20 protein-coding genes are annotated in these 22,762 nt (G+C 75.4%); 10 read left to right on the forward strand and 10 right to left on the reverse strand.

Annotated features, from left to right (window positions below):
• Positions 1-41: 41 nt before the first annotated feature.
• The 6 genes from FHS37_RS24680 to FHS37_RS24705 form a co-directional block, all read right to left on the reverse strand.
• A complete protein-coding gene (locus FHS37_RS24680; RefSeq protein ID WP_184824941.1) occupies positions 42-293 on the reverse strand; it encodes a hypothetical protein in 252 nt (83 codons plus the stop codon).
• Positions 294-473: 180 nt separating this feature from the next.
• Complete coding sequence (locus tag FHS37_RS24685; RefSeq protein ID WP_184824943.1) at positions 474-761, reverse strand: hypothetical protein; 288 nt, start codon at positions 759-761, stop codon at positions 474-476.
• Between the two features lie 204 nt (positions 762-965).
• On the reverse strand, positions 966-1,832 hold the full coding sequence (locus FHS37_RS24690) for a tyrosinase family protein (RefSeq protein WP_184824957.1): 867 nt from the start codon (positions 1,830-1,832) through the stop codon (positions 966-968).
• Positions 1,816-2,379: a tyrosinase family oxidase copper chaperone gene (locus tag FHS37_RS24695; RefSeq protein ID WP_184824959.1), complete on the reverse strand. Its 564-nt coding sequence runs from the start codon at positions 2,377-2,379 to the stop codon at positions 1,816-1,818. Before FHS37_RS24695 ends, FHS37_RS24690 begins: the two co-directional genes overlap by 17 nt.
• 177 nt (positions 2,380-2,556) lie before the next feature.
• Positions 2,557-2,835, reverse strand: a complete 279-nt coding sequence (locus FHS37_RS24700; protein ID WP_184824961.1) for a hypothetical protein — start codon at positions 2,833-2,835, stop codon at positions 2,557-2,559.
• 196 nt (positions 2,836-3,031) lie between these two features.
• Entirely contained in the window at positions 3,032-3,772 is a 741-nt protein-coding gene (locus FHS37_RS24705) for a hypothetical protein (RefSeq protein WP_184824963.1), read from the reverse strand.
• A gap of 384 nt (positions 3,773-4,156) precedes the next feature.
• Here FHS37_RS24705 and FHS37_RS24710 point away from each other — a divergent pair, with 384 nt between their 5' ends.
• The 8 genes from FHS37_RS24710 to FHS37_RS24745 all read left to right on the forward strand — a co-directional run bounded on the left by FHS37_RS24710 (position 4,157) and on the right by FHS37_RS24745 (position 13,694).
• On the forward strand, positions 4,157-5,257 hold the full coding sequence (locus tag FHS37_RS24710) for a DUF3344 domain-containing protein (RefSeq protein WP_184824965.1): 1,101 nt from the start codon (positions 4,157-4,159) through the stop codon (positions 5,255-5,257).
• A 62-nt stretch (positions 5,258-5,319) separates the two neighbouring features.
• The gene (locus FHS37_RS24715) at positions 5,320-6,564 is read left to right on the forward strand and encodes a glycosyltransferase (RefSeq protein WP_229889827.1); all 1,245 of its coding nucleotides are present in this window, start codon (positions 5,320-5,322) and stop codon (positions 6,562-6,564) included.
• Positions 6,561-8,021 (forward strand): exopolysaccharide biosynthesis polyprenyl glycosylphosphotransferase, encoded by a 1,461-nt coding sequence (locus FHS37_RS24720; protein WP_184824974.1) that lies wholly within the window; start codon positions 6,561-6,563, stop codon positions 8,019-8,021. The genes FHS37_RS24715 and FHS37_RS24720 overlap by 4 nt, the downstream gene beginning before the upstream one ends.
• Before the next feature lie 6 nt (positions 8,022-8,027).
• Positions 8,028-9,392, forward strand: coding sequence for an O-antigen ligase family protein (locus FHS37_RS24725; protein ID WP_184824976.1), 1,365 nt, complete (start codon positions 8,028-8,030; stop codon positions 9,390-9,392).
• A complete protein-coding gene (gene murJ / locus FHS37_RS24730; protein WP_184824978.1) occupies positions 9,389-11,113 on the forward strand; it encodes a murein biosynthesis integral membrane protein MurJ in 1,725 nt (574 codons plus the stop codon). Before FHS37_RS24725 ends, murJ begins: the two co-directional genes overlap by 4 nt.
• Positions 11,097-11,873: a polysaccharide deacetylase family protein gene (locus FHS37_RS24735; RefSeq protein WP_184824980.1), complete on the forward strand. Its 777-nt coding sequence runs from the start codon at positions 11,097-11,099 to the stop codon at positions 11,871-11,873. Before murJ ends, FHS37_RS24735 begins: the two co-directional genes overlap by 17 nt.
• A gap of 1 nt (position 11,874) precedes the next feature.
• Positions 11,875-13,029 (forward strand): glycosyltransferase, encoded by a 1,155-nt coding sequence (locus FHS37_RS24740; RefSeq protein WP_184824982.1) that lies wholly within the window; start codon positions 11,875-11,877, stop codon positions 13,027-13,029.
• Positions 13,026-13,694, forward strand: a complete 669-nt coding sequence (locus FHS37_RS24745) for a YveK family protein (RefSeq protein ID WP_184824984.1) — start codon at positions 13,026-13,028, stop codon at positions 13,692-13,694. The genes FHS37_RS24740 and FHS37_RS24745 overlap by 4 nt, the downstream gene beginning before the upstream one ends.
• A 32-nt stretch (positions 13,695-13,726) precedes the next feature.
• Here the strand turns inward: FHS37_RS24745 and FHS37_RS24750 are convergent, their stop codons facing one another.
• Positions 13,727-15,001 (reverse strand): glycoside hydrolase family 26 protein, encoded by a 1,275-nt coding sequence (locus FHS37_RS24750; RefSeq protein ID WP_184824986.1) that lies wholly within the window; start codon positions 14,999-15,001, stop codon positions 13,727-13,729.
• A gap of 191 nt (positions 15,002-15,192) precedes the next feature.
• Between FHS37_RS24750 and FHS37_RS24755 the strand changes: the two genes are divergently transcribed.
• Together FHS37_RS24755 and FHS37_RS24760 are read left to right on the forward strand one after the other, a co-directional pair.
• Positions 15,193-16,458 carry a carboxylate--amine ligase gene (locus FHS37_RS24755; protein ID WP_184824988.1) on the forward strand — a complete coding sequence of 422 codons (1,266 nt, stop codon included), beginning with the start codon at positions 15,193-15,195 and terminating at the stop codon, positions 16,456-16,458.
• A gap of 2 nt (positions 16,459-16,460) precedes the next feature.
• Positions 16,461-17,726: an NAD(P)-binding domain-containing protein gene (locus tag FHS37_RS24760; RefSeq protein ID WP_184825467.1), complete on the forward strand. Its 1,266-nt coding sequence runs from the start codon at positions 16,461-16,463 to the stop codon at positions 17,724-17,726.
• A gap of 178 nt (positions 17,727-17,904) precedes the next feature.
• Here FHS37_RS24760 and FHS37_RS24765 read toward each other — a convergent pair whose 3' ends face one another.
• From FHS37_RS24765 to FHS37_RS24775, 3 genes are all read right to left on the reverse strand, one after another.
• Complete coding sequence (locus FHS37_RS24765; protein WP_221500269.1) at positions 17,905-18,903, reverse strand: chaplin; 999 nt, start codon at positions 18,901-18,903, stop codon at positions 17,905-17,907.
• A gap of 193 nt (positions 18,904-19,096) precedes the next feature.
• Entirely contained in the window at positions 19,097-20,014 is a 918-nt protein-coding gene (locus FHS37_RS24770; protein WP_184824990.1) for an ABC transporter permease, read from the reverse strand.
• Positions 20,011-22,665, reverse strand: coding sequence for an alpha/beta fold hydrolase (locus FHS37_RS24775; protein ID WP_184824992.1), 2,655 nt, complete (start codon positions 22,663-22,665; stop codon positions 20,011-20,013). The genes FHS37_RS24770 and FHS37_RS24775 overlap by 4 nt, the downstream gene beginning before the upstream one ends.
• Positions 22,666-22,762: the final 97 nt, after the last annotated feature.

The raw sequence follows: 22,762 nt of genomic DNA on the forward strand, positions 1-22,762 counted from the left end.
GATCGGGGCTGCTGCGAGCGGGCGTTCTCGCCCGGGTCGCGTCAGGGGTGGTGGATGGAGCAGTCCACGGTGTTGGTGCCCCTGACGGCACAGCCCTCGCGCTCGACCACGACGTGGACCTTCTTGCCGTCCTCGGTGGTGTAGCGGTATTCACGCTTCTGCCCGCAGTGGTTGTCACTGGCCTGCTCGTCGCAGGTGGGGATGTTCTCGTGGGCCTGGGCGTTGCCGAGCCCCATCAGAACGGAGCCTCCCAGGAGGCCCGCCACCACTGCGATCTTCTTCAAGTTCTGCATCCGCTTTTGTCCTTTTTGCGGTAGTTCCCCCCAGGCGCTTGCATCTCGAACCGTGCAGCCACTGCGCGTCCGTGCCCCCGGAAGAAGTGGTGCGAGATCAGCGCTCGGGTTCGCGAGAGGGTCCAGGGACAGGTCCCGGGGCTCGCGCCCCGGGACCTGTCCTCAGTCGTCTACCCGACTTCAGCCGGTGAAGCCGCGGGTCGAGCAGTCAACCGTGTGACCCTGGTCCAGGTCCTGGCTGCCGTTCTCGTCCTCGTCGCCGAAGGTGAGGATGCCCTCACCCAGAACGCCGTTGAGGATGCCGACGTTGCTGAGGACGCTGATCGAGTCGCCGTTGACGGTGCAGCCGCCACCCGAGACCTTGAACTCGTTGTCCGGGCCCTCGCCGGCGACCGCGGTACCGGCACCGAGGGCGCCCATGCTGCCGAGCATGGCAACCACGACAGCAGCCTTCTGGATCTTGCGCATTACCTCTCCGTTCTTGCAATCGACACGACCCGTGATGGGTCGGTCACTGACAGTCGCCAACTCTAGGCGACGATCGCCGCTTTCGTCGGGTCGAAACACCCAACTGCGTAAATTTCTTGAGAATCCGCACGTCACGTACGGGAGGGCATGAACCGGATGGCCCAATGCCGGGGTCCGGGCTCCCCGCCGCGCACCCAACACCCCTCACGCGTACCGGTAGATCCGGCCGACGTCCTCCAGTTCGGCCGGCGTCACGTCCCACGGCGGCAACCGCTCCCGGCGCGCCACGATCCGGCCGTGCTGCGCGTCGCCGGAGCCCGGCGCGGTGGCGGGCAGGTAGCGGGCCCCGCGGTGCCGGCGCTGCCAGCGGTGCCACTGCAGGTCGACGAAGGCGTGGTGCAGCCAGAAGACGGGGTCGTTGACGGAGGCGGCGGAGAGCATGACCCCGCCGACCCAGCGGTGCACCCGGTTGTGGTTGCGCCACGAGGCGCTGCCCCGGCCGGTGCCCCAGCCCTCCAGCCGGTTGCGGAAGCCCCGCGTGACCGTCGAGTCCCAGGGCGCCACGTCGTAGGCGGATTCCTTCAGCGCCCACTCCAGGTCGCTCTTGGCGGGCAGGTCGATCGGGGCTCTCCTGCGGCCGAGGTCCCGGGTGAGGAACTCCCCTTCGGTGACGCCCACCTTGAGGGTCCAGTTGCCCTCCCGGTAGGCGAACGGGCCGGTCATCACCTGGTGGTCGGAGCGGCGCCCGTTGCCGCCGAGGAGGTCCGCCGTCCACGGGGCGGAGGTGGCCTTGCGGTCGCGGGTCCAGTCCCAGTACGGGAGGGTCACCGAGTCGTCCACCCGGCGCAGGGCCTCCTCCAGGTCGAGCAGGAACCGGCGGTGCCAGGGCAGGAAGGAGGGCGCCATGTGCGCGGTGCGCAGTCCGCGCTCGCCGTCGGAGGCGTAGTACGCGACGTGCATCCGCACGAACTCGTCGTACTCGCCCCGCCGTTTGACCTCCAGCAGCGCGTTGACGAACCGGCGCTTCTCGCCCGCCGTGAGGGTCCCGGCGTCCTTACGCACGTACGCCATGCCGGCCCCCCTCGTGCGGGTGTGCCGCGTCGTCCGCCGGGTCCGGGGCGCGCAGCCGCTGGCCGGGAGGGAGGGCGTCGACGGCCGCGCGGGCGGCCTCGAGCGGCGTCGGGTACGAGCAGTAGTGGTCGACCGTGCTCAGCCAGCTGCCGTCGGCACGGCGCATCAGGTGGAGGGGGCGGCCGTCGACGGTGACGTGCCACCGGCCGGCCTCGCCCGCGCCCCGCGCGGGGATCCACACGCCCTGGATGCGGCAGCCGCGGTAGGTCCGGTCGAAGGGGACCCGGTCGGAGGACGCCCACTCGGCGGACGCCCGGTCGGCGGCGGTGCCGTCCGGGACGCCGCCTCCGCGGCCGGACCGGGGGTGCGGGGCCCGGAAGGCGGTGAGCAGCGGGGCCAGGGCGGCGGTGAGGGCGCAGGCGCGCAGACCGCGCGTCACCTCCCGCCGGGTTCTGCCCTCCGGGCCGGGTCCCGCCGGGCCGGGCCGCGCCGGGCCCGGTGCTCCGTCCTCGGCACCCACCGGTGCCCCGCCGATGCTGATGACCATGATCCAACTCCCTCGTCCGTACGGTTGTCCGTAGCGGTAACCGTCGGTCGCCTCGCGCGGTCACCGCCGCGCGGCCGGGAGCGGGGGGACGTCCACACAAAAGGACGCCTCTCCCACACGAAGAGACGGCCCCCGGGCTCCGTCGAGCCGGGGGCCGTCTGTCCGCGGGGCGTGGTCTCAGCCCTGGCGCGTCAGGGTCTGGCGCCCCGACTCGTCGCCGCGCAGTGCGACGGCCGTGTCCTTCACCGTGTTGAACAACGAGTTCTTGCTCTCGGTGTTGAACACGTCCGTCGGCTCCTGCAGCGGCGTGTCGAGGACCGTCACGTTCCTGAGCGGGATCACTCGGTCCTCGGTGACGGGCAGGGGCTCGGCGGCACTGTGGGCGAAGGCGGGGGTGGCGGCTCCGGCGGCGATCAACGACCCGGCGAGGACGGCGGCGGCCTTCAGGGACTTCATCGTGTTCCTTTCTTCGACGACTCTTCGGCAACACGGGTCGCCGGAGGGGGATCTGTCGCCGTGCCCAACGATCCGTGACCGGGACGGAAACCGGGTCGCCGGAGATTGACGAGTCCTCATATGAGAACGGGAAAGGCGGTCGCGTCCGGGCCCGGGGAAGGCCGCCGCGGGAGTGCGGTGCGCGTGCGCGCGGTGCTCACGGGGCCGGCAGCAGCAGCGGCGGGAGCGCGGGGAGCGTGACGGCGGGGAGCAGCGGCACCTGCGTCACCGGCGTCGCGCCGGCCGGCGCGGGCAGGATCGACACCTGCGGGTCGGCGGTGCCGGTCAGCGCGTCGACGAGCTCCTGCACCTCGGCCAGCAGGTCGTCGACCGACGCGGGCACCCGGGCGACGACCTCCTCGTCGTCGGAGACCATCAGCTCCAGGAGGCTGTCGACGACCTCGCGCACGGCGTCCAGCAGGTCGCTCGTGAGTTCGTTCTCGTCGTCGGTGAGCAGCGCGTCCTCCGCCGGGTCCGACACGTCCGGCGTCGTGACCGTGGCCGTGGCCGCCGGGTCCGGGTCGCTCGGCGCGGCCGTGCCCGCCGGAGCCGTCACCGTGGGTGTGGCCGTGGCCGTGGCCGTGGGCGCGGTCGCCTGGGCCTTCGCGGCCGCCGCCTCCAGGGCGTCCTCGGCGGCCTCGCCCAGTCTCCGGGCCTCGGCGGGGGGCAGGTGACCGCCGTCCGCCCCGAGCACGGCCTCCAGCAGGTCGACGACCGGGGCGAGTTCACCCTCGTGCGCGTCGAGGTTCCTGACCTGCACGAGCAGCGCGTCGGACGATGCCGCGGGGGTGCGTTCGCGGGCCGGTTCGGCCGCCGTGGCGGCGGGGCCGGTGATCCCGATCAGGAGGGCGGCGCAGCACGCGCCGAGTGCGATGCGCCGTGCGGGCAGAGCACGCATGGGGGTTCCTTTCGGTGAACGTCGGATCTCCTGCCCACCGTGGGAGCGCCCGTGGCTCCCCGCAACCGACCGTGCGCCGTTCGCGGCCCGCCGTTCACCCTGTTGCCCCTCCTGCCCGTCCTGCCCGTCGGGGCCTCGCCCCGGGCCGGCGGCGGCCCGGTCCCGCTCCACGGTGCGGCGGCGGCCCGGTGGGGCACGGCGGCGGCACGACAGGGGGCCGACTTCACGCTTTCAACACACATGCCCCCAATCACTGAATTTCGGTGAATTTGTCCGTTTGATGACTAGAGTTGCGAATCGCCCACGCACTTCTCCGGGCGGACGCAGCGCACTCGTCCCGCTGCCTGCCACCGCCACCACCTGTTCCGAAAGGCTCCGACGGTCATGCGCCAATCCCTGGGTCAGCTGCTTCGCCATGCGACGGTGGGCGTCCTCACCCTCGCCGCGGTGTGGGCGCCCTGCGGCTCCCCGGCCGCCGCGCCGGCCGCGTCGGCCGCGCCCGCACCCGAGGCCACCGACCTCGCGTTCGACCAGCGGTACCGCGCACTCCAGCACGGCGGCATCGTGCGCGCCGCCAACACCTCCGTCACCTGCCGTGCGCAGGCGTCGTCGTGCCGGGGCGCGCAGACGGGCGGCCACGGGGTGAACGGCGACTTCGACATGTTCTACGTCGACGTCGACAGCGACCCGAACACCTACAACTCCTCCCGCGCGGAGGTCCGTCTGCCCGCCGGCTCCCGGGTGACGTACGCCCGTCTGTACTGGGGCGGCAACCTGCTCGCCGGTGAGCAGAAGCCGTGGCAGGACAACGGGCGGGTGCTGATCGCCGAACCCGGCGGGGAGTACAAGGAGCTCCTCGCGGACACGGTCGTCGGGCACCGCGTCGCGGACGGCGCGGACGCCTTCCAGGCCTCGGCGGACGTGACCGCACTGGTGCGGGACAGCGGGCCGGGCCTGTACACGGTGGCGCAGGTCAACGTGGCCATGGGCCGGTCGGCCGCCGGGTCGTGGGGCGGCTGGACGCTGGTGGTGGCGTACGAGAACCCGGCGGAACCGCTGCGGCACCTCGCGCTCTGGGACGGCTTCGCACCGCTGATGGCCCGCGGGGAGACCCGCGTCCCGCTGCGCGACCTGCCCTTCCCCGCGGGCGCGGGGGGCCGGGTGGGCCTGGTGGCGTACAACGGCGACCGCGGCACCCCCGGCGACTCGCTCGTCCTGACCACCGGCGGGCCCGCGTCCGTGTCCACCGCGCTCGCCGACCGCGCCAACCCCGGCGACGACGTCCTGAACTCCACCGTCAGCGACCCCGGGACGGCTCCGGCGCGGGTACCGGCGTACGCCAACACCCTCGGCTACGACTCCGACGTGTTCGACCTCGCGGGTGCCCTGCCGCACTCCGGTGACGAGGCGACCTTCCGGCTGGCGTCCCAGCGGGACGCGGCGTGGGCCGGCGTGCTCTTCGCCGCCGTCGACGCCCGGCGGTGAACGCGCCGCAGCCCGCCCCGAACGCCACCGCGGGCTTCGGGAGCTTCGGGAGCGAGGAGACCGTGCCCCCGTACCCGTCACCGGCCGGCCGCCGGCCGCGGATCCTGCACCTCACCCAGCCGGTGGACGGCGGGGTCGCGCGGGTCGTGACCGACCTGGTCCGGGCCCAGCTGGCGGACGGCCTGGACGTCACCGCGGCCTGCCCCGAGAGCCCGCTCGGCGACCGGCTGCGGGCGCTCGGCGCGCACGTGCGGCACTGGCGGGCGACGCGGTCGCCGGGCGCGTCGCTGGTACGGGAGGTACGGCACCTCACCCGGCTGATCGACGAGGTGCGCCCCGATCTGGTGCACGCGCACAGCGCGAAGGCCGGGCTCGCCGGACGGCTCGCGGTGCGCGGGCGGATCCCGACCGTCTTCCAGCCGCACGCCTGGTCGTTCGAGGCGGTCGGCGGGGGCGCCGCGGCCCTGGCGCTGCGGTGGGAGCGGTGGGGGGCGCGGTGGGCCGGACGGGTGGTGTGCGTGAGCGAGGCGGAGCGCGCGACGGGCGTGCACGCCGGGATCACCGGCCGGTGGGCCGTCGTCCCCAACGGCATCGATCCCGAGTGCTTCCGCCCGGCCCCCGCCGACACCGTACGGGCCGGGCTCGCGCCGCTCGCCGGCCTCCCGCCGCGGGCGCCGCTCGCCGTGTGCGTGGGCCGGTTGTGCCGGCAGAAGGGGCAGGACGTGCTGCTGCACGCCTGGAACGCCGTCGTGCGCCGGGTGCCCGACGCCCGCCTCGTCCTGGTCGGCGACGGACCGGACCGGGACCGGCTGCGCGCGCACGCCCCCGCGTCCGTGCTGTTCGCGGGAGCCGTCCGCGACACCGCCCCCTGGTACCAGGCCGCCGACCTCGTCGTCCTGCCGTCCCGCTGGGAGGGCATGGCGCTGGCCCCGCTGGAGGCGATGGCCTGCGGGCGGCCCGTGGTCGTCACGGACGTCGACGGGGCCCGCGAGAGCCTGCCGCCCTCCTTCACCACCCGCTGCCTGGTCCCGCCGGAGGACCCCGGGGCGCTGGCCGGTGCCGTCGGCGCGCTGCTGCTCGACCCGCCGCTGCGCGCGTCGCTCGGCGACCGGGGCCGCCGGCACGTGCTGTCCCTCCACGACGTGCGGCACACCGCCAGGGCGGTCGCGGCCGTCTACCGCGACCTGCTCGGCGCCCGGCCCGCCCCCGCACGGACGCGACCGTCCCGGGCGGCCTGGCGCGCCGGGGCCCACCGGACGACACAGCGCGTCGAGCCATCCGAGCACAGGGAGTCCATCCACTCGTGACCGCCGAACGTACCGTGCCCTCCCCCGGCGCAACGCCACGGGAGCACGGATCCTCACCCGTGTCCGTCATGCCGCCGCGCGGCACCGACACCACCGGCACCGACACCACCGGCGCCGGGACCGGCTTCCGGTCGCCCGTCCCGCGGCCCCCCGCACGGTCGGCCTCACCGGTCCCGCTGCGCGTCGCGGACGGTGCCGCCGCCCTGCTGGGCGCGCTGGCGCTCACCGGCGCCCAGCGCCACCCCCTGCTCATCGCCCTGCTGATCGCCGTGTCGCTGCTGTCGCGCCCGCGCGCCGGCGGCTCGCCGGTGCCGGGGGTGCTGGAGGAACTGCCCGCCGTGTGCGGCCGCGTCGCGGTGGCCTGGCTGGCGGTCGCGGCGTTCTGGGCGGCGTACCGGCCGGAGCACGCGCTGTCCGCCCGGACCGTGCTGACCGGCCTCGCCCTGCAGGCGACCGCGTGCTGTGCGCTGCGCGCGGCCGTGCACGGGCGGCGGCGCGCCGCGCTGCTGCGCCGGCCGCACGCCGCGCTCGTCGTCGGGCCGGTGGCGACCGCGCAGCGCGTGGCCGCCGCCGTGCTGCGCCATCCGGGGTGCGGGGTACGGCCGGTGGGGATCGTCGCGGACGCGCAGCCGGACGGCACCGAGGGCGTTCCGGTGCTGCGCACGGGTGAGGAGGTCGATCGGGCGGTCGTCCAGAACGGGGTGCGGGCGGTGCTCGCCGTGCACCCCTCGGTGCGCGCCGAACAGGGGCCGCTGCTGCGGGCGCTGGCCGAGTCGGGCTGCGTGGTCTGGGAGGTCGACGCCGACTCCCCGTCGTACGCGCCGGGGGAACGGCTCGCCGGGTTCTCCTGCCGCCGGCTGGACCTCGCCCCGGCGCGCGGCGGCGGCGCCGGCAAGCGGCTGCTCGACGTCCTGGTGTCGGGGACGCTGCTGCTGCTGGTCAGCCCGCTGCTGCTGGTGTGCGCGGTGACGCTGCGGATCACCGACGGGCCGGGCGTGGTGTTCCGGCAGGAGCGCATCGGCCGGAACGGGCGGCCGTTCACGCTGCTGAAGTTCCGCACCCACCGTCCGGTCGACGAGCACGAGTCGGCGACCCGGTGGAGCGTGGCGGGCGAGCACGAGATGCGCCGGTTCTGCCGCATGCTGCGGCGCACCTCGCTCGACGAGCTGCTGCAGCTGTGGAACGTGCTCCGCGGCGACATGAGCCTGGTCGGACCGCGCCCCGAACGTCCTTATTTCGTCGCGCAGTTCAGCCAGACCTACCCCGGTTACGCGGCCCGCCACCGGATGCGCACCGGCATCACCGGGCTCGCCCAGGTCCACGGGCTGCGCGGCGACACCTCGATCGAGGACCGCTGCCGGTTCGACAACGCCTACATCGACGACTGGTCGCTGTGGCGGGACGTCTGCATCCTGCTGCGCACCGCGGCCACGCTGGTCCGTCCGACGGGGAGCTGACCGCCCGTGAGCCACGCCCTCGCACCGCTGCCGCGCCGGGCCGCACCGCTCCCGCGCCGGGTCGCGGCGGCGGCGCCGGTCCTGCCGCTGGTGGCGGTGGTCGCCCTGGCGGCGCTGCCGTCGGCGGGGGACGGCGCGGGGCCCGCCGACGCGGTCTCCGCCCTGGTGGTGGGGTACTGCGTGATCCGCCTGCTGCGGGAACGGCGGCGCCCGCTGTCGCCCGTCGCGGCGGTGGTGCTGGGCCTGCCGGTCGTGGGCCTGGCGCTCGCCGCCATGGGGGCGTCCTCGACGGCGGCCGGGTTCTCCGGCCTGAGCCGCTACCTGCAGGTCTTCGTGCTGGTCCCGGCGGCCGTGCTGGTGCTGCTGCGCCACCGGTCCGACCTGCGCGTGCTGGCCTGGTCGTTCGTGGGGCTCGCCCTGTGGCAGGGGGCGGTCGGCGTGCACCAGTACGTCACCGCCACCGGCGCCTCCTACCAGGGCGAGACCATCCGCGCGGTCGGCACCTTCGGGGCCGGGGACGTGATGGGCATGGCGGCGGCGGTCTCGCTGGGCCTGGTGTGCGCGGCCGGGATCGCGCTGGGCCGGGCTCCGGTGCGGCAGCGGGCGGTCGCCGCCGGGTGCGCCCTGGTGCTGCTGCTGCCGCTCGCGCTCTCCTTCAGCCGGGGCGCCTGGATCGCGACCGCCCTGACGTGCGCCGTGCAGCTGGCGCTGGCCGGGCTGCGGCGGGCGCTGTGGACGGCCGCGGCCGCGGCCGCCGCGGGCGTGGTCCTGGTGGGCGGCTTCGGCGTCGGCACGGCGCAGCTGCAGGAGCGGCTCGACAGCATCACGCAGGTCACCGACGCCCCCGACCAGTCCGTCGTGGACCGGTACACCCTGTGGGCGTCCGCCACCGGCATGTGGCGCGAGCACCCGCTGACCGGCGTGGGGTTGAAGAACTTCCCCGCGTACCGCGACGAGCACGCCGGCCTCGCGCTGTCGTCGGGCAGCGACGTCGAGGGCGCGGGGGAGGAGTTCCACAAGCAGGCGCTGCTGTCCCCGCACAGCATGTACCTGCTGGTGCTGAGCGAGCAGGGCCTGATCGGGCTGCTCGCGCTCGCCGGCAGCTGGCTGGCGCTGCTGGTGTGCGGGCTGCGGCGGCTGCTGCGGGCGCGCCGTCACGGACGGGGGTCCGACTGCGGGCTCGTCGCCTGCGGGCTGCTGGTCTGGACGCTGACCGACTTCGTGTACGGCGACATCGGCGGCCCCTCCACCGTGCTGACCGCCATGGGCCTGGGCCTCACGGCGTGGTGGGCGCTGGCCGACGGCGGACGGACGGAGGCCGCGCACCGCGGTGGGGTGTCCGGGCGCGCCGGGGAGGCGGTGGCGCGATGACGGTGGTGCCCTCCCGGACCCCCGGGTCCGCGGCCGACGAGGCGGCGACCGTCCCCGCGGCGCGTACCGCCGGCCCGGCCGGGGACGGCGGCGACCACGCCTCCCCGTCCCGGGGGTTCCTCGCCCGGGCCGCGCTCGTCACGGCGTCGCTGTCCGTCGCCGGCTCCCTGCTGGGCCTGGTGCGCGACCAGTCGCTGGCCCGGCTGTTCGGCGCCGGGAGCGACACGGACGCCTTCCTGGTCGCGTGGACCGTGCCGGAGATCGCCGCGACGCTGCTGATCGAGGACGGACTGGCGATCGCGCTGATCCCGGCGTTCAGCGTGGCGCTGGCCCGCCGTGCCCGGGGCGCCGCGGGCGACCCGGTCCGCGCCCTGGTCGCCGCCACCCTGCCCCGGCTGTGCCTGGCCTTCGCCGCGGTGGCCGCGCTGGTCGCCGCCACGGCCCCCTACCTGGTCCGGGGCCTGGCGCCGGGTCTGCCCGACCCGGGCCTCGCCGTCGACTGCACCCGGCTCACCGCGATCAGCGTGCTGGCCTTCGGGCTCGCCGGGTACTGCAGCGCCGCCCTGCGGGCCCACCGCCGCTTCTTCGCGCCCGCGGCGATCTACGTCGCCTACAACACCGGCATCGTCGCCGCGATGTTCCTGCTCGGCGGTGCGTGGGGGGTGCGCTCCGCGGCGGTCGGGGTCGCGGTGGGCGGCTGCCTGATGGTGGCGGTGCAGCTTCCGTCGCTGTTGCGGCGGCTGGCGTCGCGCGGTCCGGCACCCGACGGGGCCGGGGCGGGGGCCTCGGCCGACACGGGGTCCGACGGCGGGTCCGACGGCGGGGAGCGGCCGGTGCGTCTCGCCCTGCTCGCGGCCGTGCTCCTGTTCGCGCTGTGCCGCCAGTCGCAGGTCCTCGTCGAGCGCTTCCTGGCCTCCTCGCTGCCCGCCGGGGCCATCTCGCACCTGAACTACGCGCAGAAGGTCGCGCAGATCCCGATGACGCTGTCGCTGATGCTGTGCACCGTCACCTTCCCCGTGGTGGCGCGGGCGCTCGCGGACGGCGACACCGAGCGGGCCCGCGCCCGCGTGGAGCGGGATCTGGTGCTGGCCTCCTGCGTGGTGCTGCTGGGCGCGGCCGCGGTGCTCGCCTGCGCCCCGCAGATGGTCGAACTGCTCTTCCAGCGCGGCGCGTTCACCGCGGGCGACACCGCCGCGACGGCGGACGTCATGCGCGTGTACGCCCTCGGGCTGCTGGGGCAGACCCTGGTGGGCGCCCTGATCCGGTCGTACTTCTCGACGGGCCGGCCGAGCTGGTACCCCGTCGGCGTGATGGCCGTGGGCGTCGTCGCGACGTCCCTGATCGGCACGGCGACCGTGGACCGCTGGGGGGTGGCGGGGATCGCCGCCGCCAACGCCTTCGGCATCACCGTCACCGCCGCCCTGCTGCTGGCCGGGCTGCGCACCGCCCGGCGCGCCGGCTCCCCCGGTGTCTCGGTCCGCGTCCGGCGGGTGCTGGCCGGGCTGGGCGGGCCCGTGCTCGCCGCGGCCGCCGCCACCGCCGCCGGGGCGCTCGCCGCGGGCCGGCCGGAGTCGTCGGCGGCGGGCCTCGCGGCGGGCTGCCTGACCGTGACCGCCGTCTTCGCCGCCCTCTCCCTGGCCCTCGGCGTCCAGGGCTCCGCATCCGCACTGCGCTCCGTACGCACCGTCACACGAAGGCTCGCACATGGCCGCTTCCGTTGAATCCGTCGAACCCGCCGGCACCGGCGCCCTCCCCGCCCCGCGTCGTCCGGGTCCCGTCCCGTGGGTGGCGATGTACCACTCGGTGGGCGACTGCTCGGACGATCCGTACCGCATCACCGTCACCCCCGAGCGGCTCGCGGAACAGCTGGCCTGGCTGCGCCGGCGCGGGCTGCGGGGCGTGTCCGTGGCCGAGCTGCTCGCCGCCCGCGCCCGGGGCGTGGCGCGGGGCCTGGTCGGGCTCACCTTCGACGACGGGTACGCCGACTTCGTCACCGACGCCCTGCCGCTGCTGCGCCGCTGGAACTGCGGCGCCACCCTCTTCGTGCTGCCCGGACGGCTCGGCGGCGACAACGCCTGGGACCCGCTCGGCCCGCGCAAGCCGCTGCTGACCGCGGACGGCATCCGGCACGCGGCCGCGGAGGGCGTGGAGATCGGCTCGCACGGGCTGACGCACGTCGACCTCACGGCGGCGGACGACGTCGCGCTGAAGACCGAGGTCGCCGAGAGCCGCGCGCGGCTCGTGGAGCTGACCGGCGCCCGGGTCGACGGCTTCTGCTACCCGTACGGCACGATCGACGCCCGCGCCGTCGAGGCCGTGCGGGAGGCGGGCTACGCCTACGCCTGCGCCATCGACCCCGGCCCGCTGACCGGCCCGCACGCCCTGCCGCGCGTGCACGTCGGGCAGAACGACACGGCGTGGCGCCTGCACCTGAAGTACCGGCTGCACCGGCTGCGCCGGCGCCCGGCGGAGGGCGTGTGAGATGAGGGCGCTGCACATCATCACCGGCCTCGGCGTCGGCGGGGCCGAGCAGCAGTTGCGGCTGCTGCTGCGTCACCTGCCCGTCGAGTGCGACGTGGTGACGCTCACCAACCCCGGCCCGGTCGCCGACGGCCTCACCGCCGACGGCGTCCGCGTCGTGCACCTCGGCATGGGCGGCAACCGCGACCTGGCCGCGCTCCCGCGCCTGGTCCGGCTGATCCGCGCCGGCGGCTACGACCTGGTGCACACGCACCTGTACCGGGCCTGCGTCTACGGCCGGCTCGCCGCGCGCGCCGCCGGCGTCCGCGCGGTCGTCGCCACCGAACACTCCCTGGGCGACTCGCAGATGGAGGGCCGCAGCCTGACGGCGGGGGTGCGCGGGCTGTACCTCGCCAGCGAGCGGCTCGGCTCGGCGACGGTCGCCGTCTCCGCGGCGGTGGCCGAGCGCCTGAAGCGCTGGGGCGTGCCCGCGCCCCGCATCGAGGTCGTCCCCAACGGCATCGACCTGGACCGCTTCCGCTTCGATCCGCAACGGCGGGAGCGCACCCGCCGGCGCCTCGGCCTGCCCGAGGGGGCGTTCGTCGTCGGCGGCGTCGGCCGGCTCGCCCGGGGCAAGCGGTTCGACGTCCTCGTCCGCGCGCTGGCCCGGCTGCCGGAGGACCACTGGCTGCTGCTGGTGGGTGGCGGCCCCGAGGAGCACGTCCTGCGCCGCACGGCCCACGAGGCCGGTGTGGCCGGCCGGGTCCTGTTCACCGGCGAGCGCCCCTACGTCCCCGACGGCTCCCCGGGCCCCGACCTGCCCGCACTCACCTCGGCGATGGACCTGCTCGCCGCCCCGTCCGCGGAGGAGGCCTTCGGACTGGCGGTCGTGGAGGCGCTGGCGGCGGGCCTGCCCGTGCTCTACACCTCCTGCCCGGCGATCGAGGACCTGCCCCCGGCGGCCGCCGCCGGCGCCCGGCGGGTGGACGGCGGTCCCGAGGCGTACGCCCGCGCGATCGCCGAGGTCCGCGCGGCGGGTCCCGGTCCGCGCACGGCGCCCCGGGCCGCGCACCACTACAGCATCACCCGCAGCACCGCCCGCCTCATGGACGTGTACGCGGCAGCCGTCGCCGGCTCGTCGCCGTCCCCCGCACCTCTGGGAGCAAGCCCGTCATGACCGACACCCCGACCCGTCGGCGCCGCCCGTCCCCGGCCTCCGTCCTGGCCCGCGTCAGGGGGCTGCCGGCCTGGTCCGCGCTCGTGGCGGGCACGCTCGTCGGCGGTCTGTGCGGCGGCGCGTACGGGCTGCTGACGCCCCCGGCGTACACGGCCACCAGTTACGTCGTCGCCGTACCGACGGACGAGGCGCCCCCGGAGGCCGCCCGCGGCTTCGCGCAGGCGTACGGCCGGGTGGCCACGCAGCTCGCGGTGCTCGGCGACGCGCAGGTGTGGGCCGGTGTGCCGGTGCGGACGCTGCGGGACGGCGTCCGCGCGGCGACCTCGCCGGACGCGCCGATGGTCGCCGTCACGGCGACCTCCTCGCGGCCCGGGCTCGCCGTCGACATGGCCGACGCGGTCGCCCGCGCGCTGACCCAGCACGCGGAGGGCACCCGGGACAGCACCCAGGTCCGGCTGGTGCGGTTCTCGCGCGCGGTGGAGCCGACCGAGCCGGCGTCCGCGTCGTCGGCGGTGACCACCCTGGTCGGTGCGAGCGCCGGCGGGCTGCTGGGCGGTCTGGCCCTGCTCGCCCGGCCGGGGCGGCCCGGCCGGGACGAGGATCCCGTGCCCGCCGCCTCGGTGCCGGGCCCGGCCACCGCCGCCGACGCACAGGGACAGCGGTGAGGGCGGTGGACCCGGCCGGGACGGCGCCGGCGCTAGCGGGTGCGCGACCACCAGTCGAAGCGGAGGCAGAGCTTCCCGCCGAGCCAGTGCTCCACCCAGCTGCCCAGGTCCAGCGGCGAGCAGTTCTCCGGGGGCAGCGGGGTGCTGGGCACGGGCGGTGTGGGGGTGGGAGTGGGCGTGGGGGCCGGGGTCGGCTCGCCGTCGGAACGGCCGGAGAGGACGGACCGGTAGACGCGGGACGACTCGGGGTTCTCGTCGCACTGCCACACGCCGTGCGGACAGTAGTCGGTCACCGTGTTGTACAGCGGCCGGTGCTCGTCCATCCACGCGAGCATGCGCCGCACGTACTCGGGATTGTCGCCGTTGCGGAAGAGCCCCCATTCGGGATAGGAGACGGGTTTTCCGTGGGCTTTCGCGAAATCCACGTGCGCCTGCAGTCCGTAGGGCTCCCTCACCTGTTCGTCGAACGACATTCCGGACGGCTGGTCGTAGGAATCCATGCCGATGACGTCGACCGTGCCGTCGCCCGGGTAGCACTCCGTCCAGGGAACGGCGTCCCGGCCGCGGCTCGGCGTGAAATCGAACCGGAACTTCTGGCCCGGCACCGCGCGCATGGCGGCGACGATCCGGTTCCAGTACTTCTTCCAGGCCTCCGGGTCGGGCCCGCACCGGTGGGTGTAGGTGGTGCCGTTCATCTCCCAGCCGAGGACGAGGACCGTGTCCGGCACCTTCAGCGCGACCAGCCGCTCGGCGAGCGCGCGGAAGTGGTGGTCGAACTCCCCGGCGGCGCCCCGCCGCAGCAACCGCCGCACCTCGTCGTCGGGGACGCCCGCCTCGTTGCGCTCCTGCATGGGGACGTTGAGGACGAGCATCCGGTCGTCCTTCGCGTTGCGCCAGTGCGCCCAGTCCTCGAGGAAGCGGATGTCACCCTCGATGTCGCTCCAGTGGTTGCCGGGCAGATAGGTGTGCCCGACGAGCAGCTCGGCACCGCCCAGCCAGCGGCTGAACTGCTCCATGCGGGCCACGCCGCGGGCGTCCGAGGCGAGGAAGGCGCCGAAGGCCGGCGCCCCCGGACGGGGCACCGGGACGTCCCGGGCCGTGACCGACGGCAGGGGGACGACCGGTGCCACGGGGACCGGGGGCGTGGTCCCGGGCACCGTCGGGGCCGGCGCCGGAGGGCGGGAGTCGTCGGTTCGCACCGCCTCCGGCCCCGCCACGGGACCGGCCGCCAGGGCGGCCGACACCACGACCGCCGCCGCGCCCACGGCCATCCCGCGGACCCGGATCCGCTTGTGCTGTGGCGCCATGGCTGCTCCTTTTCTCGCTCTCGTCCGCCTTCTGACGCTGCTCTCGTCGTTGACGAACAGTCATGTGAAGTAAAGGCACAGGAAAATCGACGGCGCCAGCGCCGTGCGGCTTTCGAGTGCCGGGCTCGCCCGGGTGAGTGATTCACACGCATGAGCCGAACCAAGGAAAAGCCAAGAGAAAGTGAGAAATCGTGCCGCTGCTCGACACCCGTGTTCCCGCCGTACTGCTGCGGATCGACCGGAACCCCTTTCACCACGGAACTCTGGGGGCGGTGCGCTCGCTCGGCAGGGCGGGCGTGGAGGTGCACGTCGTCGCCGATGCGACGGGAAGTCCCGTCCACCGGTCGCGTTACGCGCACCGCATGCACCCCCCGCCCTCCCCGGGAGCGCCGGAGCGGGAGATCCTCGCCGCGCTGCACCGCGTGGCCGAACGGATCGCGCGTCCCGCCGTGCTGGTCCCGCTGGACGACGCGAGCGCCATCGCCGTCAGCCGCGCACGGGACGACCTCGCCCCGTCCTACCTGCTGCCCGAGCTGCCGGGTGCGCTGGCCGAACGCGTCGCCGACAAGGCGGAACTGGCCGCCCTGTGCGCGTCCGCGGACGTCCCGCACCCGGTGACGCTGGTCCCGGACAGCCCGGCGCGGGCCGCCGACGACGCGCGGCGGCTCGGGCTGCCGCTGGTGGCGAAATGGAGCCGGCCCTGGCTGCTGCCCGCCGGCAGCGGGCTGCGCAGCACCCAGGTGGTGCGTTCCGCGCAGCAGGCCCGGGAGCTGTACCTGCGCACCGGGGAGGCCGGCAGCCGGCTGCTGCTGCAGGCGTACCTACCGCCGGGGCCGGACCGGGACTGGTTCTTCCACGGCTACGCCGACCGCTCGGGCACCGTCCGCGCGGGCGGCCCGGGCCGCAAGCAGCTGTCCTGGCCGCGCGGGGCGGGCCTGACCGCAGTGGGCCGCTGGACGCCCAACCCCGAGGTGCGGGCCCTGGCCGAGCGGCTCGTCGACGCGCTCGGCTACCGCGGCGTCCTCGACCTCGACTTCCGCCGCTGCGGCGCGACGGGCCGCTACCACCTGCTCGACTTCAACCCGCGTCCCGGCGCCCAGTTCCGGCTCTTCGCGGACAGCGCGGGACTGGACGTCGTACGCGCCCTGCACCTGGACCTGACGGGCCGTGAGATGCCGGACGGGGACCCGGTGGCCGGGCGGGCGTTCGTGGTGGAGAACTACGCGCCGTTCGCCGCGCTGCGCACGGCGCCGGGCGGCCGCGAACTGGCCTGGTACGCCCGGGACGACCGCGGCCCCGGATGGGCGATGTGGGCCCTGTGGTGCCGTCACGTGTCCGGCCGGCTGCGCGAGCGGCTGGCCGCGACGGCCCCGGTGCCGGCACCGCGCGCGATCCCCCGGGCGGCCTCCCGGGCGGTCTCCTCCTCCCTGACCGACAACGAGAAAGCGAGCAGTTGATGATGTACGACCTTCTGGTGGTGGGCGCGGGTCCGTACGGCCTGTCGATCGCGTCCCACGCCGCGGCCGCCGGTCTGCACCTGCGCGTGTTCGGCCGGCCCATGGCGTCCTGGCGGGACCACATGCCCGGCGGCATGTTCCTGAAGTCCGAACCGTGGGCGTCCAACCTCTCCGACCCGGCCGGGCGCTGGCGGCTGGACGCCTACTGCGCCGAGCAGGGTCTGACGGCGCGCCACGCCGAGCCGATCCCGGTGGAGGCGTTCGCGGCGTACGGCCTGTGGTTCGCCCGGCACGCCGTGCCGGCGGTGGACGAGCGCACGGTGACCCGGGTGACGCCCGGCCCCGACGGCTTCACGGTGGTCACCGAGGACGGGGAGGCGCTGCGCGCGCGGACCGTGGCGCTGGCGGTCGGCGTGATGCCGTTCATCGAGGTGCCGCAGACCCTGCGCGGACTGCACCCCGCCCTGGTCACGCACAGCAGCCACCACAGCGACCTGGGCCGGTTCCAGGGCAAGGACGTCACGGTGATCGGCGGCGGTCAGGCGGCGCTGGAGACCGCGGCGCTGCTCGCCGAACAGGGCACGCGGGTACGGGTGCTGGCGCGGGCGGAGCGGCTGCGGTGGAACGACGTGCCGCCGCCCTGGGAGCGCCCCTGGTGGCAGTCGGTCCGCTCCCCGCACAGCGGTCTGGGCCCCGGCTGGCGGAACTGGTTCTACTCCGAGCGCCCCGGCCTCTTCCGGCGGCTGCCGGAGGCGACCCGGTCGCGCATCGCGGCCACGGCGCTGGGTCCGGCGGGCGCCTGGTGGGTGCGGGACCGGGTGGAACGGGCGGTGGACCTGCTGCCCGGCCACGAGGTCACCAGGGCGAGCGCGGTGCCGGGCGGGGTGCTGCTGGAGACGGTCAGCCTCCAGGGCGCCCGGCGCAGCCTGGAGACCGAACACGTCATCGCCGCCACCGGGTTCCGGGCGCGCTGCGACCGGCTCGGGCTGCTCTCCGCCGAGCTGCGCGGCACGCTGGCGACGCTGCCCGACGGTTCCCCCGCGCTGGGGCACACCTTCGAGTCGTCCCACCCCGGGCTGTTCCTCGCGGGCCTGGTGACCGCGTCCGGCTTCGGCCCGGCCATGCGCTTCGTGCACGGCGCGACGTTCACGGCGGCGACGCTCGTGCAGGGGGTGCGCCGCCGGCTCAGGGCGACTCCGCCGCGCGGGACGGTTCCCGTTCCGGGCGGCGCCGGCCGGAGCACGTCGCCGTCACCGGTGGGCCACTGACGCGGGGGCCCGGGGGCGGACGGTGACGGCGTGCGGCGCCCGCCCGCGCACACGGTTCGTCCCCCGGACCCGCTCGGCCACCTCGCGGGGTGGCCCGGGTCGGTCCGGGGGACGTGTCGCGCTCCGGCGGGAGCCGGCGCCGGGAGGGGTGGACCCGTGCGCCGGCACCCGGGAGCGGCTAGCGGCCGGCGCCGACGCGCCGGCGGCGGTACAGCATCGCCCCGCCCGCGATCAGCGCGGCGCTGGCGGCCGAGGCGGCGATCATGCCCTCGCTGCCGGTCTCGGCCAGGTGGGGCACGGTGCCGGGCTGCTCCTCGTCGACGGTCGGCGGCGCGGGCGGCGTCTTCTCGCCGGGCTCGGGCGTCGCCGGGGTCGGCTTCGGGGTGGGGGTGGGGGTGGGGGTGACGGCGGGCGGGGTCGTGTCGTCCTCGCCGTAGCCGTAACCGTAGCCGGCGGTGTCGCCGCAGGAGTTGCCGTACGTGGAGTCGAACAGCCCGACCAGGGAGGCGACGTTGCCGCACACGTTCAGCGGCACGTGCACCGGAACCTGGATGTTGTTCCCGGACGCCACGCCGGGGGATCCCTCGGCACCGCCCACCGCGTGCGCGCCGCCGTACGCGGAGTCGCCGTAGGAGGAGTCTCCGTAGGAGGAGTCCGACGACCGGTCCCCGGACTTGTGCGCGTGCGAGGTGTTGCCGCAGGAGTTGCCGGCCGTCGTGTTGAGCGCCCCGATCACGGTGATGTCGTTGCCGCACACGTTCACCGGCACGTCGACCGGTGCCTGCACGTTGTTCCCGGACGCCACGCCGGGGGATCCCTCGGCACCGCCCACCGCGTGCGCGCCGCCGTGGGAGGGGTCACCGTACGCGGAGTCGCCGTAGGAGGAGTCCGCGTGGGAGGAGTCCGACGACCGGTCCTCGGACTTGTGCGCGTGCGAGGTGTTGCCGCAGGAGTTGTCGAACGCGCCGTTGAGCGCCCCGACCACACCGATGGTGTTGCCGCACACGTTCACCGGCACGTGCACCGGTGCCTGCACGTTGTTCCCGGACAGCACACCGGGAGAATCCTCGGCACCGCCCACCGCGTGCGAGTCGGCGAGGGCGGGGGTTCCGTACAGGGTCAGAATGCCCGTGGCGGCGGCCGCCGCGAACACTCCCCTGCTCAGGGTCTGTCGCAATGTGGTTGTCTTCCTGCTTGAAGAATGGGACTGGCCGGCCCCGGCATGGAGATCGGCAACCGAGGCCACGCGTTCTGACCCTCGGCTGTCGCATGGCCTACTCCTTCATCAACCCGACCCACGGGAATCGGTTGCGCAGGTTCACCCGGTTGGACCGCACGCGGACCGTGCGCGGCCCGCGTGCGGTCCGGCGTCAGGAGACCACGTCCTTGCGGGCGAACCCGCGGAAGGCCAGCGCGAACAGCACGAGGGCGTACGTGACGGAGACGGCGGCGCCCTGGATCATGCCGGACCACTCCGGCGTCGGCTGGACGGCGTCCGCCCAGGCGAACTGCCAGTGCGCGGGCAGGAAGTGGCGCCAGTCGCCGAGGGCGGTGACGGCGTCGAGCACATTGCCGACGATGGTCAGGCCGACGGCGCCGCCGACCGCGCCCAGCGGGGCGTCGGTCCGGGTGGACAGCCAGAACGCGAGCCCGGCGGTGACCAGTTGCGACACGAAGAGGTACGCCACGACCACCACGAGCCGCTGGGCCGCCGTGCCGGGGTCCAGCGCGCCGCCGGTGGGGATCTGCAGCGGGCCCCACCCGTAGGCCGCCGTGCCGACGGCGAGCGCCACCAGCGGCAGCAGCACCATCGCGGCGAGGCTCAGGCCCAGTCCGACGATCAGCTTGGACCACAGCAGCCGCATGCGGGGCACGGGCGCGGCGAGCAGATAGCGCAGGGAGGACCAGCCGGCCTCCGAGGCGACCGTGTCCCCGCAGAACAGGGCGACCGGGATGACCAGGAGGAAGCCCGCCGACACGAACAGGTTCACTGCGGCGAAGTTGGCGCCGGACGCGGTGGCCGTGTCCATCAGGTTCACCCGGCCGCCCGGACGGTCCGGCTCCCCGCCGATCGCGAAGGCGACCACCAGCACGAACGGCAGGACGGCGAGGATCGCGCCCATGACGACGGTGCGGCGGCGCTTGAGCTGGCGGACCAGCTCCACCCGGAGGGGCAGGGTGCGGCCCGCGCGGTAGCCGGCGGCGGCCTCGACGGACACGGCCGGCTCGGCGGGCGCGGCGGGTCCGGCCGGCTCGGCGGGCTCGTTCCGCTCGGTGAGCGTGCTCATGCGGAACCTCCGATCAGGGTGAGGAAGGCGTCCTCGAGGCGGCGGTGCGGGCCGACCGACGCCACGGGGACCTCGAGCCGGACCAGTTCGGCGACCAGGCGCGGGGCGGTGCCGTCCGCGTCGAGCCGGACCAGCAGCCCCCCGTCGGTGCGGACGGCCGAGGCGACGCCCGGCAGCGCGGCGATCTTCTCGGCGACCGGCTCGTCCACGGGGGTCACGGTCCCGACGAGCAGGGTGTCGCCGGAGCCGACGATCTCGTGCACCGGGCCCGCCTGGACGAGCCGCCCGCGGTCCATGACGACGAGGTGGGTGCAGGACTGTTCGACCTCGGACAGCAGGTGGCTGGAGACGATCACCGTGCGCCCGGCGGCGGCGTACCGGATCATCACCTCGCGCATCTCGCGGATCTGGGGCGGGTCCAGCCCGTTGGTCGGTTCGTCGAGGATGAGCAGGTCCGGCAGGCCGAGCATGGCCTGGGCGATGGCGAGGCGCTGGCGCATGCCCTGGGAGTAGGTGCGCACCGCGCGGGCGAGGGCGTCGCCGAGCCCGGCGATCCGGAGGGCCTCGTCCAGGTGGGCGTCCTCGGGCGGGCGGCCGGTGGCCCTCCAGTACAGCTCGAGGTTCTCCCGGCCGGACAGGTGCGGCAGGAAGCCGGCGCCCTCGACGAAGGCGCCGACCCGGGACAGCACGGGGGCGCCGGGCCGGACCGCGTGGCCGAAGACGCGGATCTCGCCGCCGTCCGGCTTGATCAGGCCCATCAGCATGCGCAGGGTCGTCGTCTTGCCCGCGCCGTTCGGGCCGAGGAGGCCGAGGACCTGGCCCCGTTCGACGCGGAAGGACAGGTCCTGCACGGCGTACCGGTCGGCGGAGCGGGCGTAGCGCTTGCTCAGGCCGGTGATCTGGAGCGGTACGTCGGCCAGGTCGGGGTCGACGGCCGCGGCCGTCGTGCGGCGGCGGCCGGTGAGGACCAGGGCGAGGGCGATCACGGCACCGGCGGCCGGCAGCCACCACACCCACGCGGGCAGCGGGGCCGCCGCGGTGGTCACACCGGGCGCGGTGGGCACCGTGAGGTCGCTCTTCAGGGAGACGGTGTACGTCGCCGGGGCGGCCGGTGAGGCGTAGCCGAGGTCGGTGGAGGCGAGGACGAGGCGCAGGCGGTGGCCCTCGCGCACCTCGTGGTCGACGGCCGGGAGGGTGAGCGTCACGTCCCTTCCGGCCCCGGCGCCCTCGACGCGGACCGGCGCGACCAGCTGGGAGGGCAGCACCTGCTGCCTGCCGTCCGGGCCGACGTCGTACACCTTGCCGAACAGCACGGCGTCCTCGCTCGTCGACTTCACGTGGACGGTGACCGTCGGCGATCCGGTGATCCGCAGGTCGGTGCCGACCGGGGCGGACTCGAAGCGGGCGTGCTGGCCGGGGAAGTCGAGGGACACCCCGACGCCGAGGGAGGACAGCTGGGCCAGGCCGCCGGAGCCGCCGAGGCCGGGGAGCGCGGAGACGGCGGGCGGACTGGCGCCGGCCGGGTTGGCGAAGCTCTGCTCGCGTCCAGTGAGGGGGAAGGACCTGCCGCCGTCCCCCAGGCCCGGGTAGCGGTCCGCGCTCGCGCCGCGCAGCTGTGCCTCGCCGTCGGTGGAGTCGACGCCCCCGGTGCGGGTGACGCGGAAGGCGGGGCCGGTGTCGGCGCCCTCGTCGTCCTTCAGGTACCGGTCGAACCAGGCGCGCACGCGCTGCTGCACGCGGCTCGTCTCCGGGTCGCCGCCGTCGTGCCCGCCCGCGATCCAGTCGACGCCGACGGGGGCTCCGCCCGCACGGATCGCCTGCGCGGCGGCGTCGGCCTGGCCGAGCGGGAAGAGGGAGTCGGACTGGCCCTGCACGAGGAGGGCCGGCACGTCGATGCGGTCGGCGACGGCGGACGGCGAGCGTTCCTCCAGCAGCTCACGGGCCCGCGCGTCCGGGGTGCCGGACTCGGCGACCCGCTCGTACATCGCGCACAGCGCGGGCTCGAACCGCTCGCAGCCGCCGCCGGAGGCGACGAAGACGCCCGCCCACAGCTTCTTGAAGACGCCGTTCGGGAAGAGCGCGTCGGCGAGGTCGAAGTAGGTGATCGCCGGGGCGACGGCGTCGACCCGGTCGTCGTGCCCGGCGGCGAGGAGGGCGACGGCGCCGCCGTACGAGGCGCCGGCCATGCCGACGCGCGGGTCGCCGGGTCCGTCGAGCTCGACCTCGGGCCGGTCCGCCAGCCAGTCGAGGAGCCGGGAGACGTCGGCGACCTCGCCCTCCGGGTCGTTCAGCCCGATCTTCCCGGTGGACTTCCCGAAGCCGCGCGCGGACCAGGTGAGGACGGCGTACCCGTCGCGCGCGAGGTCCTCGGCCTGCTGCCGCACGTCGTCCTTGCTGCCGCCGAAGCCGTGCCCGAGCAGGACGGCGGGGCGGCGGCCGTCGGGTCCGGCGGTGAAGTACGAGGTGTCGATCCGCACCCCGTCGCCCACGCTCATGACCCGGTCGGCGCGGTGGACCGCGGGCGGGTCGTCCGAGGCGACGGCGGTCCAGGTACCGGCACCGGCGAGCACGACGACGGCGGCCGCGGCGGCCGTGATCCGTCGCGGCCGCCGTGACCGCGGCCACCGCGCTCCGGGCAGTCGAAGATCCATGCGTCAACCGTACGGGGCGAACCTGTCGGGGTGATGCCGACCGGAGACCGAACCCGGTCCCCTCCCGGCGGCGTACGGAGCCGCCGCCGTGTACCGC

The sequence above is a fragment of the Streptomyces griseomycini genome (assembly GCF_014203535.1).
GTDB classification, from domain to species: domain Bacteria; phylum Actinomycetota; class Actinomycetes; order Streptomycetales; family Streptomycetaceae; genus Streptomyces; species Streptomyces griseomycini.

Excerpts from the sequence above, each read along its gene's own strand:
- FHS37_RS24680 (WP_184824941.1), bottom strand. The coding sequence starts at position 293 with ATGCAGAACTTGAAGAAGATCGCAGTGGTGGCGGGCCTCCTGGGAGGC.
- FHS37_RS24685 (WP_184824943.1), bottom strand. The coding sequence starts at position 761 with ATGCGCAAGATCCAGAAGGCTGCTGTCGTGGTTGCCATGCTCGGCAGC.
- FHS37_RS24690 (WP_184824957.1), bottom strand. The coding sequence starts at position 1,832 with ATGGCGTACGTGCGTAAGGACGCCGGGACCCTCACGGCGGGCGAGAAG.
- FHS37_RS24695 (WP_184824959.1), bottom strand. The coding sequence starts at position 2,379 with ATGGTCATCAGCATCGGCGGGGCACCGGTGGGTGCCGAGGACGGAGCA.
- FHS37_RS24700 (WP_184824961.1), bottom strand. The coding sequence starts at position 2,835 with ATGAAGTCCCTGAAGGCCGCCGCCGTCCTCGCCGGGTCGTTGATCGCC.
- FHS37_RS24705 (WP_184824963.1), bottom strand. The coding sequence starts at position 3,772 with ATGCGTGCTCTGCCCGCACGGCGCATCGCACTCGGCGCGTGCTGCGCC.
- FHS37_RS24710 (WP_184824965.1), top strand. The coding sequence starts at position 4,157 with ATGCGCCAATCCCTGGGTCAGCTGCTTCGCCATGCGACGGTGGGCGTC.
- murJ (WP_184824978.1), top strand. The coding sequence starts at position 9,389 with ATGACGGTGGTGCCCTCCCGGACCCCCGGGTCCGCGGCCGACGAGGCG.
- FHS37_RS24735 (WP_184824980.1), top strand. The coding sequence starts at position 11,097 with ATGGCCGCTTCCGTTGAATCCGTCGAACCCGCCGGCACCGGCGCCCTC.
- FHS37_RS24740 (WP_184824982.1), top strand. The coding sequence starts at position 11,875 with ATGAGGGCGCTGCACATCATCACCGGCCTCGGCGTCGGCGGGGCCGAG.
- FHS37_RS24745 (WP_184824984.1), top strand. The coding sequence starts at position 13,026 with ATGACCGACACCCCGACCCGTCGGCGCCGCCCGTCCCCGGCCTCCGTC.
- FHS37_RS24750 (WP_184824986.1), bottom strand. The coding sequence starts at position 15,001 with ATGGCGCCACAGCACAAGCGGATCCGGGTCCGCGGGATGGCCGTGGGC.
- FHS37_RS24760 (WP_184825467.1), top strand. The coding sequence starts at position 16,461 with ATGTACGACCTTCTGGTGGTGGGCGCGGGTCCGTACGGCCTGTCGATC.
- FHS37_RS24770 (WP_184824990.1), bottom strand. The coding sequence starts at position 20,014 with ATGAGCACGCTCACCGAGCGGAACGAGCCCGCCGAGCCGGCCGGACCC.
- FHS37_RS24775 (WP_184824992.1), bottom strand. The coding sequence starts at position 22,665 with ATGGATCTTCGACTGCCCGGAGCGCGGTGGCCGCGGTCACGGCGGCCG.